The 16,362-nt window shown below is 68.2% G+C and carries 12 protein-coding genes; 4 read left to right on the top strand and 8 right to left on the bottom strand.

Going from position 1 to position 16,362, the window contains the following annotated elements; all coding sequences use genetic code 11:
* Nucleotides 1-4 precede the first annotated feature (4 nt).
* The 3 genes from hpaR to BKK80_RS13170 all read right to left on the bottom strand — a co-directional run bounded on the left by hpaR (nucleotide 5) and on the right by BKK80_RS13170 (nucleotide 2,108).
* Nucleotides 5-457, bottom strand: coding sequence for a homoprotocatechuate degradation operon regulator HpaR (gene hpaR / locus BKK80_RS13180; RefSeq protein WP_071013549.1), 453 nt, complete (start codon nucleotides 455-457; stop codon nucleotides 5-7).
* Between the two features lie 103 nt (nucleotides 458-560).
* On the bottom strand, nucleotides 561-1,355 hold the full coding sequence (gene xth / locus BKK80_RS13175; RefSeq protein WP_071013546.1) for an exodeoxyribonuclease III: 795 nt from the start codon (nucleotides 1,353-1,355) through the stop codon (nucleotides 561-563).
* Nucleotides 1,356-1,568: 213 nt separating this feature from the next.
* Entirely contained in the window at nucleotides 1,569-2,108 is a 540-nt protein-coding gene (locus tag BKK80_RS13170) for a 2'-5' RNA ligase family protein (RefSeq protein WP_071069752.1), read from the bottom strand.
* 161 nt (nucleotides 2,109-2,269) lie between these two features.
* Between BKK80_RS13170 and BKK80_RS13165 the strand changes: the two genes are divergently transcribed.
* Complete coding sequence (locus BKK80_RS13165) at nucleotides 2,270-2,890, top strand: hypothetical protein (RefSeq protein ID WP_157903220.1); 621 nt, start codon at nucleotides 2,270-2,272, stop codon at nucleotides 2,888-2,890.
* A 675-nt stretch (nucleotides 2,891-3,565) separates the two neighbouring features.
* Here BKK80_RS13165 and BKK80_RS13155 read toward each other — a convergent pair.
* The 3 genes from BKK80_RS13155 to BKK80_RS13145 form a co-directional block, all read right to left on the bottom strand.
* On the bottom strand, nucleotides 3,566-5,653 hold the full coding sequence (locus BKK80_RS13155) for a M3 family metallopeptidase (RefSeq protein WP_071069745.1): 2,088 nt from the start codon (nucleotides 5,651-5,653) through the stop codon (nucleotides 3,566-3,568).
* Between the two features lie 121 nt (nucleotides 5,654-5,774).
* Entirely contained in the window at nucleotides 5,775-6,626 is an 852-nt protein-coding gene (gene folD / locus BKK80_RS13150) for a bifunctional methylenetetrahydrofolate dehydrogenase/methenyltetrahydrofolate cyclohydrolase FolD (protein WP_071013533.1), read from the bottom strand.
* 201 nt (nucleotides 6,627-6,827) lie between these two features.
* Nucleotides 6,828-7,049: a hypothetical protein gene (locus BKK80_RS13145; RefSeq protein ID WP_071013530.1), complete on the bottom strand. Its 222-nt coding sequence runs from the start codon at nucleotides 7,047-7,049 to the stop codon at nucleotides 6,828-6,830.
* Between the two features lie 209 nt (nucleotides 7,050-7,258).
* On the opposite strand from BKK80_RS13145, the gene BKK80_RS13140 reads away from it, so the two are divergent.
* Entirely contained in the window at nucleotides 7,259-7,924 is a 666-nt protein-coding gene (locus tag BKK80_RS13140) for an energy-coupling factor ABC transporter permease (protein WP_071038249.1), read from the top strand.
* A gap of 58 nt (nucleotides 7,925-7,982) precedes the next feature.
* Here the strand turns inward: BKK80_RS13140 and BKK80_RS13135 are convergent, their stop codons facing one another.
* Nucleotides 7,983-8,615, bottom strand: a complete 633-nt coding sequence (locus tag BKK80_RS13135; RefSeq protein ID WP_071013525.1) for a response regulator transcription factor — start codon at nucleotides 8,613-8,615, stop codon at nucleotides 7,983-7,985.
* 125 nt (nucleotides 8,616-8,740) lie between these two features.
* Complete coding sequence (locus BKK80_RS13130; RefSeq protein WP_071038250.1) at nucleotides 8,741-11,323, bottom strand: PAS domain S-box protein; 2,583 nt, start codon at nucleotides 11,321-11,323, stop codon at nucleotides 8,741-8,743.
* Nucleotides 11,324-11,770: 447 nt separating this feature from the next.
* Here BKK80_RS13130 and aceE point away from each other — a divergent pair, with 447 nt between their 5' ends.
* Together aceE and aceF are read left to right on the top strand one after the other, a co-directional pair.
* Nucleotides 11,771-14,458, top strand: a complete 2,688-nt coding sequence (gene aceE, locus BKK80_RS13125) for a pyruvate dehydrogenase (acetyl-transferring), homodimeric type (RefSeq protein ID WP_071013520.1) — start codon at nucleotides 11,771-11,773, stop codon at nucleotides 14,456-14,458.
* A gap of 158 nt (nucleotides 14,459-14,616) precedes the next feature.
* The gene (aceF, locus tag BKK80_RS13120) at nucleotides 14,617-16,293 is read left to right on the top strand and encodes a dihydrolipoyllysine-residue acetyltransferase (protein WP_071069743.1); all 1,677 of its coding nucleotides are present in this window, start codon (nucleotides 14,617-14,619) and stop codon (nucleotides 16,291-16,293) included.
* The last annotated feature ends 69 nt before the right edge of the window (nucleotides 16,294-16,362 follow it).

The raw sequence follows: 16,362 nt of genomic DNA, 5'->3' as shown, positions 1-16,362 counted from the left end.
GCGTTCAAGGCCGCTCGGCGGTTTCCTCGCCGAAGCACATCAGCATCTCGTCGACGGCGGCATAGACCTTGGCGAGCCGATCGGCACCGACCAGTTGTTCCAGTTCACCGTAGCGGCGATCGATCAGGGGCTCCATTTCCGCGACCAGGTTCCGGCACAGGTCGGTCAGTGAAATCAACTGGCGGCGCTGGTCCGTGGTCGAGCGGGATCGATGGATCAGGCCGGCCTCTTCCATGCTGCTGAGCATGCGGGTCAGGCTCGGGCTGAGGATCAGGCAGGCATCGGCGAGCTGGTTGGGCTCCATCTCGCCTTGCTCGTTGAGCGTACGCATCAGGCGCCACTGCTGTTCGGTCACGCCATACTGGCGCAGGATCGGGCGGAAGCCGGCCATCAGGGTTTCGCGCGCTTGCAGCAGCAGGTGGGGGAGGTTGCGATGGCGGAAGGCGGCCGGTTTCATCCTGGGCTCTGGCATGGTCATCTTGGCGCTGTCGGGCGCGTGGGTCTGCGGGCAGTGTAGCGCAGCGGCGGCGCGGCATGCCCTGCCGTTCCGCCGTGGCGTATCAGCCGGCCAGCGTGGCCACCACCGGCGTATGGTCCGAGGGCTGTTCCCAGGTACGCGGCACGCGGTCGATCACGCAGGCGCTGCACTGGTCGGCCAGTGCCGGCGACAGCAGGATGTGGTCGATGCGCAGGCCGGCGTTGCGGCGGAAGCCGAGCATGCGGTAGTCCCACCAGGTGAAGCTCTTGTCCGGTTGCTCGAAGCGCCGGAATGCATCCGCCAGGCCCAGTTCGAGCAGGCCGCGGAAGGCGGCGCGTTCGGGCGGCGACACCAGGTTCTGGCCTTCCCACTTGGCAGGGTCGTGCACGTCGCGGTCTTCTGGCGCGATATTGAAGTCGCCCAGCAATGCCAGTCGCGGATGGCGCGTCAGCTCGTCCTTCAGCCAGGCCGTCAGCGCCTCCAGCCACTTCAGCTTGTAGACGAACTTGTCCGACTCGGGCGACTGGCCGTTGGGGAAGTAGGCACAGACCAGCCGCAGGTCGCCATAGGTGGCAGTGACCACGCGGCGCTGCTCATCCTCGAAGCCGGGAATATTGAGCAAGGTGTCGGTCGGCTCCGGCAGGCTGGCCGTGCGTGCCAGGATGGCGACACCGTTGTAGGTCTTCTGGCCGGTGTAGAGGCCACGGTAGCCGACTTGCGCCAGTTCCGCGGCCGGGAACTTGTCGTCGGGCAGCTTCAGTTCCTGCAGGCACAGCGCGTCGATCGGCGTACCGGCCTGTTCCTGCTCGGTCAGCCATTGCAGTACCTGGGGCAGGCGTACCTTCAGCGAGTTGACATTCCAGGTGGCAATGCGCATAGATTCTCGTGTCCTAGTCCGGATAAGGCCTTGGGGTAGGCGACCAAGGAAATCTCTTTCTGGCTACCCGGCTGGCTACCCGATTGGGTTTCGCTAGACTCTCGGCCCGCTCAGGAGGGCCTCAATGCTCTCCGCAGCGATGCCGCTCGAGCGCGGGCCGATCTTTACGAGGCGGAGTGTACCAGCGGCAACCGCGCGCCGGCAGCCGCTCCCTCAGGCCATGGTGCCGGGCGATGCCCCGAGGGGAAACTCCGCCAGGTGCCGCAGCTCGCCGCCGTCCATGGCGGCGACGGTCACGGTGTCGACGCGGCCGGGGATCTCGATGCCGGGGGTGTTGAGCCGGTCGCTGGCCAGCTTGGCCGTGGCGGGATCGGCGGTGCCGAGCGTGATGTGCGGAATGTAAGGCAGGTCGAGCCGCAGTGCGCCCGCCAGCGGCCCGCGGTACAGCGTGTCGTGCAGCCGCGAGAGTCCGCTGAAGCCCTGGTCGGGGACGAGATAGACATAGGCTCGTGCCGGGCCGTCTGCGGCCGGCATGGCATAGCGGCAGACAAAGTCGAGCGGGCGTGCCTGGCGGCAGACCGCCTCTACGTGTCGCAGGTAGGTCTCCGTGACAATGCTGTCGCAGCCGAACACGAGCGTGAAGTGGGCCGGCAGCAGGGCGGCGTGCGGATCGTGGGCGCGGCGGAACGCCTCGATGCGGTGGCCGTCCTCGGGATGAAGCCGGGGATAGGCAAGTGTGTAGAGCGTGGTCATGGTCGGGGCATGCGGTTGCGGGAAAGCCGGTGCAAGGTCCGGAACCCGTGCTGCAGCCAGCACAGCGTCACATCGCCATTGTCGATTGGGTTCTAAGATACAAGCAAGCCTGCGGCAGGCGGGCGGCATCGATGTGCACCAACGTGGGAGGAAATCTTGTCATGACAACCGTTGAGCGTTACATGGCGGGCATCTCCATCACCGGCGAGCGGATCGGCCTCGACCTGCACCCGGACATGGAGCCTGGCGGCGCGGGCGCCGGCGCGGTGCGCATCATTGCGACCGGTGCGCCCGAGGCGACGGCCCTGGATTGCTGGAGCGCGCTCGGGCATGCCGAGTCGCGCGGCACGTTCGGACCGCAGGAGATCCGCCTGGCGGGAGACGAACTGCTGTGCATGGCGGCGCGCGTGCCGGGCGTGCCGCAGTACCGCGAGGGATTTTCGCTGGCGCTGGAGCCCGGCATGGCGCAGGCGCTCGACCAATGGCTGCCGCGCCTGCAGGGCGCCAGCGCGCTGGCCAAGGCGGTGCTGGCGCGCCTCGCCGAGCGGTCGGGGCGCGAAGCCTGGCCGCAGGAGGCGGAGCTCGTCGCTGAAGTGGTGTCGCGCCGGGTGCTGGACAGGCTGGCCGTCGACGATGCCTTCGCCATGGCGACGGATGCCGAGGGCGAGCGCTATTTCCCGCGGCGCGAGGCGATGTACGAGGCGCTGCACGACGCCCTTGTCCTGCAATGGCTCGAACAGGCGCTGGCGCCGCAGGACGCCGCCGCCCAGGCAGCGGCTTGAGCGTCCCGCGCGTTCTGCGCGTCCTGAATGGCGTGGCGGTGGCCCCTGTCGGGTTGGTGAGGATGGCGTCGGACTCGCCGCACCGGTTCGGGACCCAGACCCCAGCCCGGGCTGGGGTGGGCGACGAAGAGGCGGTCGTGCGTATCGATGGCCATGCCGTCCGGGCCGCTGGTCCCATCGACTTGCCCTTGCCCTTGCCCTTGCCCTTGCCCTTGCCCTTGCCCTTGCCCTTGCCCTTGCCCTTGCGCAGTGGCCCGGGCATGGACGGGAAGACGCGCAGTGGAATCTCCCGCGGCAGGGCGCTGAAATACTTGGAGGGCCTGGTCCACTGAATCGCTGAGACCGGTCGGTGCCTGCCACGCCGGGCGGGTGCATCGCGCGGTGGCAAAGGCTCGCCATGGCCGGGCTAGGGCTGCGCTTTGCGCCTGGCACCGATTCCCGCCTGGCATGTCCTTCCTCCCCACTCCAATGATCCAATTGCCTGGGCGGGATGGCCGGTGCCGGGAGGAAGATGCCGCGTCGGCGCACAAGGGGGGGGCAGGCGGGCCGCAGGGCAGTTTGTTCTGGCTGCGGCGGCCGGACAAAAAATACAGGGCGGCCCGGGTCTCCCCGGCGCCGCCCTGTGCATAGCCGATGGCGGCGGTCCCGGCGCGGGATACCGCCGCGGTCAGCCGGTCAGGCCGCCATGCCGCCGTGGCGCAGCAGCGCGTCGATCTGCGGCTCGCGGCCGCGGAAGGCGATGAAGGACTCCATGGCCGGCCGGCTGCCGCCGACGGCCAGGATCTCGCGGCGGTAGCGCGCGCCGGTCTCGTTGTCCAGCACGCTGCCCGAGAGCTTGCCGGCCTCCTCGAAGGCGGCATAGACATCGGCCGACAGCACTTCTGCCCACTTGTAGCTGTAGTAGCCGGCCGCGTAGCCACCGGCGAAGATATGGCTGAAGGTGTTGGGCCAGCGCGAAAGCGGGTGCTGCGGCACCACGTGCACGCGGTCGTTGATTTCACGCGACAGTGCCAGCACGGACGTCCCGCCTTGCGGGTCGTAGTCGGTGTGCAGGTGCATGTCGAAAGACGAGAAGACGATCTGGCGCAGCGTCATCATGCCGTTCTGGAAGTTCTTGGCGGCCAGCATGCGGTCGAACAGCACGCGCGGCAGCGGCGCGCCGCTTTCGGCGTGCGCGCTCATGTCGGCCAGGACCTCGTACTCCCAGCAGAAGTTCTCCATGAACTGCGACGGCAGCTCGACCGCGTCCCACTCGACGCCGTTGATGCCTGACACGCCGAGTTCGTCCACCTGGGTCAGCATGTGGTGCAGGCCATGGCCGAACTCGTGGAACAGCGTGATCACCTCGTCGTGGGTGAACAGCGCCGGCTTGTCGCCGACCGGTGCCGAGAAGTTGCAGGTCAGGTAGGCGACCGGGGTCTGCAGGCCGTTGTCGGCGAGGCGCTTGCGGCCGCGCGCGTCGTCCATCCAGGCGCCGCCGCGCTTGCCTTCGCGTGCGTAGAGGTCGATGTAGAACTGCGCCAGCAGCTCGCCCTGGGCCGAGGTGACGCGGAAGAAGCGCACGTCCGGATGCCAGGTCTGTGCCTGCTCGGCGGCGATGCGCACGCCGAACAGCTTCTCGGCGACGCCGAACAGGCCCTGCAGCACCTTGTGCTCGGGCAGGTACTGCTTGACCTCGTGTTCGGAGAAGGCGTAGCGCTGCTGCCGCAGCTTTTCCGAGGCGTAGGCCACGTCCCATGGCTGCAGCGCGGCCAGGCCGAGCTCCTTGGCGGCGAAATCCTGCAATTCCGCCCAGTCGCGCTCGGCGAAGGGGCGGGCCTTGGCCGCCAGTTCATCGAGAAAGCGCAATACGTCGGCAGGCGATTGCGCCATCTTCGGCACCAGCGAGACCTCGCCGTAGTTCCGGTAGCCGAGCATGCGCGCCTCTTCGCCGCGCAGCGCGAGCTGCTGGCGCATATTGCCGGTGTTGTCCCACTGGGCCTGACCGTTGCCGTATTGCGCACCCAGTTCCGAGGCACGGGTGACGTTGGCCTCGTACAGGGTCTGCCGCAGCGCGCGGTCATCCGCGTACTGCAGCACCGGGAAGTAGGAAGGGAAGTGCAGCGTGAACTTCCAGCCGTCCTTGCCGTCCTTGCCGGCGGCCAGGCGGGCCGCTTCGCGCACGTCCTCGGGCAGGCCCTGCAGCCGCCCGGCATCGTCTACGTAGAGCGCGTAGGCGTTGGTGGCATCCAGCACGTGATCGGAGAAGTCCTTCGACAGCCGGGCCTGCTCCTCCTGGATTTCGGCAAAGCGCGGTTTCTGCGCCTCCGGCAGTTCCGCGCCGCCCAGGCGGAAGCCGCGCAGTTCGTTCTCCATCAGCTGGCGCCGCGCGGCATTCATCTGCGCGAAGGCTTCGCTCTGCGAGAGCGCCTTGTACTTCTCGAACAGCGCCAGGCTCTGGCCGAGCGAGGACCAGAATTCGGTCATGCGCGGCAGGTTGTCAGCGTGCGCCTTGCGCAGCTCGGGCGAATCCGCCACGGCGCTCAGGTGGCCGACCACGCCCCAGGCGCGGCCCAGCGGCTCGGTGGCGGCTTCCAGGGCCGTGACGGCCTCTTCCCAGGTGGCCGGCGTGGCCGGGTCCTCGGCGCGCGCGACGGCCGCCTCGGCAGCCTGCAGCAGGATGTCCAGCGCAGGCGTGATGTGCTCGGGGCGGATTTCGGCGAAGCGCGGCAGGCCGCTGAAGTCGAGCAGCGGGTTGGCGTTGGCTTGGGAGGCTTGGTCCATGGCGATTCTCTGGTTGGCGGGCCCGGGCGTCAGGCAGTCAGGCGATATCCGGCAGATGGGGGCGGTGCGCCGCATTTCCACCCCCGGATGTGGCGGGTGCGGCGCAGGCGGCGCGGCGGGGTCAGCCGGCGGCGCGCTCGGCAGCCTCCAGGGTGTTGACCAGCAGCATGGTGATGGTCATCGGGCCCACGCCGCCCGGTACCGGCGTGATGTATCCGGCGACTTCCTTGACCCCGGCGAAGTCCACGTCGCCGCACAGCTTGCCGTTGTCGTCGCGGTTCATGCCGACGTCGATCACCACGGCGCCAGGCTTGACCATGTCGGCGGTGAGGATGTTGCGCCTGCCCACCGCGGCTACGATCACGTCGGCATCGCGGGTGTGGGCGGCCAGGTCGCGCGTCTTGCTGTTGCAGATGGTCACGGTGGCGCCGGCCTGCAGCAGCAGCATGGCCATCGGCTTGCCGACGATGTTGGAGGCGCCGACCACGACCGCGCGGGCGCCGCGCAGCGGGTACTGGACCGACTCCAGCATCTTCATGCAGCCGTAGGGCGTGCAGGGACGGAACAGCGGCGCGCCGGTCATCAGCGCGCCGGCGTTGGCCACGTGGAAGCCGTCGACGTCCTTCTCGGGAGCGATCGCCTCCAGCACCTTATGGCTGTCGATGTGCTTGGGCAGCGGCAGCTGCACCAGGATGCCGTGGATCTGCGGGTCGCGGTTGAGCTGTGCGATGCGGTCCAGCAGCTCGGCCTCGGACAGGTCGGCGGGGTAGCGGTCCAGCGAGGAATGGAAGCCGTTGTCCTCGCACGCCTTGACCTTGTTGCGCACGTAGACCTGACTGGCGGGATCCTCGCCCACCAGCACCACGGCGAGGCCGGGGCGGTGGCCGCGTGCGGTCAGGCGGGCGGCGCGCTCGGCGGCTTCGGAACGGATTTGTTTGGCAAGCGCGTTGCCGTCGATCAATTGGGCGGACATGGGGAAAGCGATGGAGGGGTAGGGAAAGCGATGCGAAAGCCGAATTATAAGGTCTGGCCGGCACCGGGCACCTGCGCGCGTGGCGGCGTGGTGCGCCGGGCAGCTCGCCGCGCCGCGCCGCGCGGCGACACGCGGGCGCCGCCGGCCGACCGGGCGGGAGGCGTCCGCCTTCCTCGGTCCGGAGGGCGTCGCCTGCCGCGCTCAGTCCCAGAGGCAGCGGAAGGCGGCGGCGGCGATCACCGGGACGGTGATCACGAGCGGGATCTCGAAGAATGGCACTTCAAGGTCGACCGTCCAGGAGTAGATCAGCCAGCCGACGCCCACGGCCAGCGTGACGAGGCCGATGAGCGCGGCGATGGCGTTCAGGGCGCGGTCGGAGGGGCGCCAGTGCGCCCGCTCCTCCTTGGGGGACAGGGTCTTCATCGCATCTCCCGTGCGTGGCGTGTGGCCGTCGGCCTCGCCACATCGATGTCTTTATTCTAGTGAGTGCACGGGGTCCTGGAAATGATGGGCGCTTGGAAGGAGGCGGGTGATTCATGCGCATCTTTTGTGCGGTGCGCCGCCGGAGATCCGGGTGGGCGGGCTTGATCCGGTGCAAGTGCGGCCATCCCGGCCGCTGCTAGCATGGCGGCATGCCCGCCACCCTCCCATTTCTGCTGCCCGTCCTGTCGCTCGCCGGTCTTGCCTGGGCCGTGTGGCAGCGGCCGTGGCGCCCGCTGGCGCACGATGACCTGCAGCATGGCTGGCTGGGCGCCCTCGTGCTGACGGCATTGTTATGGACCGTGCGTGCCACGCTGCCGGGCGGGCTGGTGCTCCAGTTGACCGGCGCCGCGCTGCTGACGACCTTGTTCGGCCTGCCGCTGGCGCTGCTGTCGCTGTTCGCGGTCGACGTCATCTCGTTGCTGGGACTGGCTTTCCTGGCCGGCAGCGGCTGGCAGGAAATCGGCTGGGCGGCGCTGTGGCCGCGCTTCGTCTGGATGGGCCTGGCGCCAGCGCTGCTGGCGGCGGTGCTGCAGGCGGCGATGCGGCGCTGGCTGCCACACCACCCCTTCATCTTCATTCTCGGCCACGGCTATTTCAGCGCGGGCCTGGCGGCGCTCGGCGCGGGGGTCGCGCAGGCCTTGTGGCGCGAGTGGGGCGGGGCGCGCGGTGTGGTGCCCCTGGCGGATGTCCTGACCGGGCTGCTCGTGCTGGCCTTCGGCGAGGCCTTCCTGAGCGGGATGCTGGTCGCGGTATTCGTGGTCTATCGCCCGCAATGGGTGCTGACTTTCCTCGATGAGGACTATCTGCGCCGCTGAGCCTGCGCCGGGCCGGCAGCTGGCGCGGCCCCGGGGCTTGCGGTTCAGGCGATGCGCCTCAGCTGTTGCGCGACAGCGCCAGGCGCAGCAGGTCGGCCACCGTGTTGACGTTGAGCTTCTCCATGATGTTGGCGCGGTGCGCCTCGACGGTCTTGATGGAGATGCCCAGGTCATCGGCGATCTGCTTGTTCAGGCGGCCCGCCACGATGCGTTCCAGCACCTGCTGCTCACGCGTGGTCAGCTTGCCCAGCAGGTCCTTGGCGGCGCGCTGCTCGCGCGCGACGGAGTGGTCGCTGCGCGCTTTCTGCAGCATGCGCTCGACCAGCGCGCGCAGTTCGGCCTCATCGAAGGGCTTCTCGATGAAGTCGATCGCGCCCTTCTTCATCGTCGACACGGCCATCGGCACGTCGCCGTGGCCGGTGATGAAGACGATCGGAATGTTGATGTTCTCGGCGATCATCCGTTCCTGCAGCTCCGGGCCGCTCATGCCCGGCATGCGTACGTCGAGGATCAGGCAGGAGACCTGGCCGGCGTCGTAGGCGGCGAGGAATTGTTCGGCGCTGCTGAAACTGCGAACCTGGTAGCCATTGCCCTCCAGCAGCCAGGTGAGCGAGTCGCGCATCGCTTCATCGTCGTCGACGATGAAGACGGTCTCGCCGCGGTGGGAGGTGGGGTTTGGCGTTGCGGTCATGAAGTCTCCTGGGACAACGAAGTCGTAGCTGCCAAGTGTAAACGCCCTTGGCGCCGGATGGCAGCTGATGGCGGCTGATGGCAGCGCATCGCGGGCGTCGCTCCACCCCCGAGGGGCGGGAGGACTTACTGCTCGGTCAGCCCGGGATGCATCGGCAGCGTGATTTTAAACGTACAACCGATGCCATCCGCATTGTTTTCCACCCACAGGCGGCCCTGGTGCGACTCGATGATGGAGCGGCAGATATTGAGGCCCATGCCCATGCCATCCGACTTGGTGCTGAAGAAGGGCTCGAACAGGCGCTCCTTGGTCGCCTCGTCCACGCCCGGCCCCTGGTCGATCACGTCGATGTGCACGTTCTGGCCGAGGTCGCCCTGCTCGATGCGGGCGTGCAGGCGCACCACGCCGGTGGCACGCATGGCCGGCAGGCCCGACATGGCCTCGACCGCGTTCTTCAGCAGGTTGACCAGTACCTGCTCGATCAGCACCGGGTCCACGTAAAGCAGCACCGGTGGCGCCGGCAGGCGGGTCAGGATGGTGACGCGGCGGCGCGTGGCCTCCAGGTCGGCCAGCCCGACCGCGTCGGCCACGATCTCGTGCAGGGCGGCCTCGCGGCGCTGCGGCTGGCTGCGCTTCACGAAGCCGCGGATGCGGCTGATGATGGTGCCGGCCCGCACCGCCTGGGCCGAGGTTTTCTCCAGGATGGGGATCAGGTCTTCCGGCGTGCTGCGGCCCGAGTGCAGGCGCGCGACCGCGCCCATGCAGTAGTTGTTGATGGCCGCCAGCGGCTGGTTCAGCTCGTGCGCCAGCGAGGAGGCCATCTCGCCCATGGTGGTCAGGCGGCTGGTGAACTGCAGCCGCTCCTCGTGCTGGCGCGCCATTTCCTCGGCGGCCTTGCGCACCGTGATGTCGGTGGCGATCTGCATCTGCGCCAGGTGGCCATCCACCCACTGGATATAGCGGCGGCGCACCTCGAACCACTTCTGCATGGCCGGCACGAAGATCTCGCGCGCATCGGAGCTGTAGGGCATCAGCTCCGAGGCGGGCAGGCCGGCGTAACCGTCGACGTGGTCGGTGTGGTCGCCCGATACCTGTTCCTTGTCCACCTCGTCGCCGGCCAGCTTGAGGTGGCCGTCGGCGTCCCAGCCGAACAGTTGGCGGTAGTAGCGATTGGCGAACAGCAGTTCGGGACGGTCGGTGGCCAGCACCGAGACCGCCGCGTCCAGGCTTTCCAGCACGGTGGTGAAGCGGTCGTGGGCGGCGGCGAGTTCCTCGCGCGCGCGCTTGGGCTCGGTGATGTCCGTCATCGAGCTCATCCAGCCGGTATGGCGGCCGCGGCTGTCCACCAGCGGCGAGACGTACATGCGGGCGAAGAAGCTGCTGCCGTCGCGCCGCATCACGCGCATTTCGTAGCCGCCGGCCGGGGACTTGCCCTGCAGCGTCAGGTCGATCTGCTTCTGCATCTCCGGCTGGTCGTTGGCGGGCCAGTAGGGGAAGGGCGGCAGGCGGCCGACGAGGTCGCCTTCCTGCCAGCCGGTCATGCGGCAGAAGGCGGGGTTGACGTAGGTGATGCGGCCTTTCAGGTCGAGCGCGCGCAGGCCGATCAGCATCGAGTTTTCCATCGCGCGGCGGAACGAGGTCTCGGCCAGCAGCGCGCGCTGTGCCTCGGAGCGGCGGCTGGTGTGGCGCCACATGCTCCACAGGCTCCACAGCAGGAAACAGGACAGCCCGACCACCAGCCACAGCAGCATATTGTTGGGCAGGTTGGAGGGCGGCGGATAGGCGTCGGCGCGCAGCGACAGCGAATGGCCGGGCGGATCCAGCAGGACCTCGTAGGACAGCGCATTGCCGGGAACCGGGCGCAGTGAGGTGCTGGCGCGCACCAGGTTGTTCTTGTCGATCAGCGAGAAGCGGTAGCGTTCGGTCAGCTCCGGCGGCAGCAGGTGGGTCAGGATGCCGTTGATGGAGTACAGCGCGCCGAGCGTGCCGAGGAACTCGTTATCGCGCACGATCGGCACCTCCATCAGCATGAAGCTGTCGCCGCGGTCGTTGACCAGCGGGCGCGAGTAGACCACGCGCTGCGTCTCGCGCGCGGCGTCGAAGGTGTCGAGGACTTCCGGCTCGAGCGGCTGGTCCTGCGTCTCGCGCAGGCGGTTGGCGAACTCCGAGGTGGACGGCAGCGACCAGCGGCTGCGCCGCGTGGCGTCGAGCCAGTTGATGAAGACCACTTCCGGGTTTTCGCGCAGGATCTCCTGCGCGGCGGTGCGGTAGGCGCCCTGGTCGAGCTGGGCGGCGGCGATGTCGCGGGCCAGCGAGGCCAGCTGGTCCTGGTTGCTCAGCAGCGACAGGCGCACGCGCTGCTGCGCCCAGGCTGCGTCGCGGTAGAGGGCGTCGCGCTGCTGCTGGCGCTCGGTCTCGTGCAGCGACCACAGGATGACGCCCATGGCCACGGTGAACAGCACGATGGCCACCAGCGGGATGAACATGAACCAGCTGGTCGCGACCAGGTTGCGCCAGCGCAGCCACCACAGGCTGCGCGGCGGCGGACTTGCCGCGATGGCGTCATCGGCCGGGCCCAGGCTGTCGAGCGGCGCCATGCCGCCGCCCGCTGAGGGCGGCCCGCTGGATTGCGCCTGGGCCGGGCCGGAAGCGGAAGGAGGGAGGGCGGCGGCGCGCAGGCCATGCAGGAGGCGGGCGAGGAACGACATGACGGGATTGACGGCTGACGGGCCAGTGTAGCGGGAATATTGCAGTGCGTCGCTTGGGGAAAGCGCCTATGAAGGCGCCGGCCGCCTGGTGCCGCCGCGCCATGCCGGCGGTGGCCGGCGTGGTGTCGGGCGGGGCGCCGCTGCCAGAGCGTAGGGCGACGATGCGGGCGGGAACGGAGTGGCTTGTGGTGCGTTGCGTCAATATTTCACATTATAAGAAACGATACCGTAATTTGAAAATTCCGCTTGTGCTGCGCATGCAGCTTCCATAGAATCGGTCGCACCGAACAACGAGGGCGGGAAAGCCACGCGCCAGCGCGCGGCAGCCCGAGGCAGCACGGCGCGGTGGAGGCATCCGCAATCGCCGCCGCGCCGCGGTTACACCGACAGAGCGGGCCCGAGCCAACAGCAGGGGCCGACGCTGGAACTCACCAGGAGACGACAGTCATGTCAGCCGTACCAGAACAGATCCTCGGCGCCGGCAGCGCCAACGACGCAGATCCCCAGGAAACCCATGAATGGCTCGAGGCCCTGCAGGGCGTGATCGGTGCCGAAGGTCCTGAACGCGCCGCCTTCCTGATCGACAAGCAGATCGAATACGCACGCGTGAACGGCGTCACCCAGCCGTTCCACGCCGAGACGCAGTACATCAACACCATTCCGGTCGAGCAGCAGGCCCGCATCCCCGGCGACCAGGACATCGAGCACCGCATCCGCTCGTACACCCGCTGGAACGCCATGGCGATGGTGCTGCGCGCCAACAAGCACACCAACGTCGGCGGCCACATCTCGTCCTTCGCCTCGGCGGCGACGCTGTACGATGTCGGCTACAACCACTTCTGGCACGCGCCGTCCGACAAGCACGGCGGCGACCTGGTCTTCGTGCAGGGCCATTCGGCACCCGGCGTCTATTCGCGCGCCTTCCTGCTGGGCCGCCTGAGCACCGAGCAGCTCGACAGCTTCCGCCAGGAAGTGGACGGCAAGGGCATCTCGTCCTATCCGCACCCGTGGCTGATGCCGGATTTCTGGCAGTTCCCGACTGTGTCGATGGGCCTGGGCCCGATCATGGCCATCTACCAGGCCCGCTTCATGAAGTACCTGCACAGCCGCGGCCTGGTGCAGGCCGAAGGCCGCAAGGTGTGGGCCTTCCTGGGCGACGGCGAGACCGACGAACCGGAATCGCTGGGCGCGATCGGCATGGCCGGCCGCGAGAAGCTCGACAACCTGGTCTTCGTCATCAACTGTAACCTGCAGCGCCTGGACGGCCCGGTGCGCGGCAACGGCAAGATCATCCAGGAACTGGAGTCGGAATTCCGCGGTGCCGGCTGGAACGTGATCAAGGTGGTGTGGGGCAGCCGCTGGGACTCGCTGCTGGCACGCGACACCAAGGGCCTGCTGATGAAGCGCATGATGGAGTGCGTGGACGGCGAGTACCAGACCTTCAAGGCCAAGGACGGCGCCTACGTGCGCGAGCACTTCTTCAACACGCCGGATCTGAAGGCCATGGTCGCCGACTGGTCCGACGAAGACATCTGGCGCCTGAACCGCGGTGGCCACGATCCGCACAAGATCTACGCCGCCTACAAGGCTGCGACCGAGCACAAGGGCCAGCCCACGCTGATCCTGGCCAAGACCATCAAGGGCTATGGCATGGGCGACGCCGGCCAGGCCATGAACATCACCCACCAGCAGAAGAAGATGCCGGTGGAGGCGATCCGCCGCTTCCGTGACCAGTTCAACATCCCGGTGCCGGACGACAAGATCGAGGAAGTGCCCTACGTCACCTTCGAGGAAGGCTCGAAGGAACTGGAATACATGCGCCAGGCGCGCTTGAACCTGGGCGGCTACCTGCCGGCCCGCCGCCAGAAGGCCGAGCCGCTGCCGGTGCCGGCGCTGTCCGCGTTCGAGGCACTGCTCAAGGCCACCGGCGAGGGCCGCGAAGTGTCCACCACGATGGCCTTCGTACGTATCCTGAACACCCTGCTCAAGGACAAGCAGGTCGGCAAGCACGTGGTGCCCATCGTGCCCGACGAGTCGCGCACCTTCGGCATGGAAGGCCTGTTCCGCCAGATCGGCATCTGGAACCAGGAGGGCCAGAAGTACGTGCCCGAGGACCATGACCAGCTCATGTTCTACAAGGAGTCGCAGACCGGCCAGGTGCTGCAGGAAGGCATCAACGAAGCCGGCGCCATGTGCGACTGGATCGCCGCCGCCACGTCGTACTCGACGCACGGCGTGCAGATGATCCCCTTCTACATCTACTACTCGATGTTCGGCATCCAGCGCATCGGCGACCTGTGCTGGGCCGCGGCCGACATGCGCTCGCGCGGCTTCCTGCTGGGCGGCACCTCGGGCCGTACCACGCTGAACGGCGAAGGCCTGCAGCACGAGGACGGCCACTCGCACGTGTTCCATGCCGCCATCCCGAACTGCATCTCCTACGATCCGACCTTCCAGTACGAACTGGCCGTGATCATGCAGGACGGCCTGCGCCGCATGTACGCCGAGCAGGAGGACGTCTACTACTACCTGACGGTGATGAACGAGAACTACGAGCATCCGGAAATGCCGGCTGGCGTGGAGCGCGACATCGTCAAGGGCATGTACCAGTTCCGCAAGGGCGTCGAGAACAGCAATGCGCCGCGCGTGCAGCTGCTGGGTTCGGGCACCATCTTCCGCGAGGTGATCGCCGCTGCGGAACTGCTGAAAAAGGACTGGGGCGTCGAGTCCGACCTGTGGAGCTGCCCGAGCTTCACCGAGCTGGCGCGCGAAGGCCAGGACGTCGAGCGCTGGAACCTGCTGCACCCGACCGAGCCGCAGCGCGAGTCGCACGTGGCCAAGAGCCTGAAGACCGTGCGCGGTCCGGTGATCGCTTCCACCGACTACGTGCGCGCCTTCGCCGAGCAGATCCGCCCCTTCGTGCCGCGCCGTTTCTCGGTGCTGGGCACCGATGGTTTCGGCCGCTCGGATACGCGCGAGAAGCTGCGCCACTTCTTCGAGGTGGATCGCTACTGGGTCACGCTGGCCGCGCTCAAGGCGCTGGCCGACGAAGGCGCGATCGGCCGCGACAAGGTGGCCGAGGCGATCAAGAAGTACAACCTCGATCCCAACAAGCCGAATCCGACCACGGTCTGATCGGGCCGTCCGCACCAACCCCCGCAGGCGCGGGAGTGCCGCATGGCGTCCGGCCGTGTCCGGAAGCCTTGCGGCGTGGCGGCGTGACAGATGCCGGCGGCGGGGGTAACCTCGCCGCTTGTGCCTGTCGCGCCCCGTGCCTGTCCAGGAGACACTGAATGAGTCAAGCGATTGAAATCAAGGTGCCGGACATCGGCGACTACGACGCCGTTCCCGTCATCGAAGTGCATGTGAAGCCGGGCGATACCATCCAGGCCGAGGACGCCCTGGTCACGCTGGAGTCCGACAAGGCGACGATGGACGTGCCGTCGCCGCAGGCCGGCACGGTCAAGGAAGTCCGCATCAAGGTCGGCGACAACGTGTCCGAAGGCACCGTGCTGGTGATGCTGGAGCCCGCAGGGGCTGCCGCACCCGCGCCGGCGCCTGCCCAGGCCGCCGCGCCGGCTCCGGCTCCGGCCGCTGCGCCTGCCCCGGCCCCCGTGCCGGCGGCGGCCCCGGCCCCGGCTCCCGCCGCAGCCGGCGGCACCGTCGAGGTCAAGGTGCCGGATATCGGCGACTACAAGGGCGTGCCCGTGATCGAGATCCACGTCAAGCCTGGCGATGTGATCCAGGCCGAGGATGCCGTGGTCACGCTCGAATCGGACAAGGCCACCATGGACGTGCCGACGCCGGTCGGCGGCACCGTCAAGGAAGTCAAGGTCAAGATCGGCGACGAAGTGGCCGAAGGCACGCTGCTGCTGATCCTGGAGGCCGCCGGCGCAGCCGCGGCACCGGCGTCACCGGTGGCTGCGGCGAGCGCGCCGGCGGCGGCTGCCGCCAGCGTGCCGGCACCGGCCGCCCCGGCGCCGGCCGCTCCCGTGGCTGCCGCGCCCGCGGCCCAGGTGGCCCCCGCGCCGGCTGGCGTGAGTGGCAAGGCCGCGCACGCCAGCCCCTCGGTGCGCAAGTTTGCGCGCGAGCTGGGCGTGGACGTGTCGCGCGTGCCGGGCACCGGCCCGAAGGGCCGCATCACCCAGCAGGACGTGCAAAACTTCGTCAAGGGCGTGATGAGCGGCCAGGTGGCGGCGCCCGCCCAGGCGGCGCCGGCCGCAGCCGGCGGTGGCGAGCTGAACCTGCTGCCGTGGCCGAAGGTCGACTTCACCCGCTTCGGCGAGGTGGAAAGCAAGCCGCTGTCGCGCATCAAGAAGATCTCGGGCGCGAACCTGCACCGCAACTGGGTGATGATTCCCCACGTCACCAATTGCGACGAGGCCGACATCACCGACCTGGAAGCCTTCCGTGTCCAGCTGAACAAGGAGTACGAGAAGCAGGGCGTCAAGGTCACCATGCTGGCCTTCATGATCAAGGCGGCCGTGGCGGCGCTGAAGAAGTTCCCCACCTTCAACGCCTCGCTCGATGGCGACAACCTGGTGCTGAAGAAGTACTTCAACATCGGCTTCGCCGCCGACACGCCCAACGGCCTGGTGGTGCCGGTGATCAAGGACGCCGACAAGAAGGGCGTGCTCGAGATCGGCCAGGAAATGGGCGAGCTGGCCAAGCTGGCGCGCGACGGCAAGCTGAAGCCGGACCAGATGCAGGGTGGCTGTTTCTCGATCTCGTCGCTGGGCGGCATCGGCGGCACCTACTTCACGCCGATCATCAATGCGCCCGAGGTCGCCATCATGGGCGTGTGCAAGTCGTACCAGAAGCCGGTCTGGGACGGCAAGCAGTTCGTGCCGCGCCTGACGCTGCCGCTGTCGCTGTCGTGGGACCACCGCGTCATCGACGGTGCCGAGGCCGCGCGCTTCAATGTCTATTTCGCGCAGCTGCTGGCCGACTTCCGCCGCATCCTGCTGTAAGCGGGCGGGGCGCGGCGGCTGTGCCGCCGTGCCCGCGGCGAGGCAACGACGAGCAAGACGAGGCGAGCC

The sequence above is a fragment of the Cupriavidus malaysiensis genome (assembly GCF_001854325.1).
Classification (GTDB): domain Bacteria; phylum Pseudomonadota; class Gammaproteobacteria; order Burkholderiales; family Burkholderiaceae; genus Cupriavidus; species Cupriavidus malaysiensis.
The sequence above is the reverse complement of the archived record's forward strand: the minus strand, read 5'-3'. Positions and strand labels throughout refer to the sequence as shown.

Coding starts and splice junctions, on each gene's coding strand:
- BKK80_RS13165 (WP_157903220.1), top strand. CDS start 2,270: ATGACAACCGTTGAGCGTTACATGGCGGGCATCTCCATCACCGGCGAG.
- BKK80_RS13135 (WP_071013525.1), bottom strand. CDS start 8,615: ATGACCGCAACGCCAAACCCCACCTCCCACCGCGGCGAGACCGTCTTC.
- BKK80_RS13145 (WP_071013530.1), bottom strand. CDS start 7,049: ATGAAGACCCTGTCCCCCAAGGAGGAGCGGGCGCACTGGCGCCCCTCC.
- folD (WP_071013533.1), bottom strand. CDS start 6,626: ATGTCCGCCCAATTGATCGACGGCAACGCGCTTGCCAAACAAATCCGT.
- BKK80_RS13170 (WP_071069752.1), bottom strand. CDS start 2,108: ATGACCACGCTCTACACACTTGCCTATCCCCGGCTTCATCCCGAGGAC.
- aceE (WP_071013520.1), top strand. CDS start 11,771: ATGTCAGCCGTACCAGAACAGATCCTCGGCGCCGGCAGCGCCAACGAC.
- aceF (WP_071069743.1), top strand. CDS start 14,617: ATGAGTCAAGCGATTGAAATCAAGGTGCCGGACATCGGCGACTACGAC.
- xth (WP_071013546.1), bottom strand. CDS start 1,355: ATGCGCATTGCCACCTGGAATGTCAACTCGCTGAAGGTACGCCTGCCC.
- hpaR (WP_071013549.1), bottom strand. CDS start 457: ATGAAACCGGCCGCCTTCCGCCATCGCAACCTCCCCCACCTGCTGCTG.
- BKK80_RS13155 (WP_071069745.1), bottom strand. CDS start 5,653: ATGGACCAAGCCTCCCAAGCCAACGCCAACCCGCTGCTCGACTTCAGC.
- BKK80_RS13140 (WP_071038249.1), top strand. CDS start 7,259: ATGCCCGCCACCCTCCCATTTCTGCTGCCCGTCCTGTCGCTCGCCGGT.
- BKK80_RS13130 (WP_071038250.1), bottom strand. CDS start 11,323: ATGTCGTTCCTCGCCCGCCTCCTGCATGGCCTGCGCGCCGCCGCCCTC.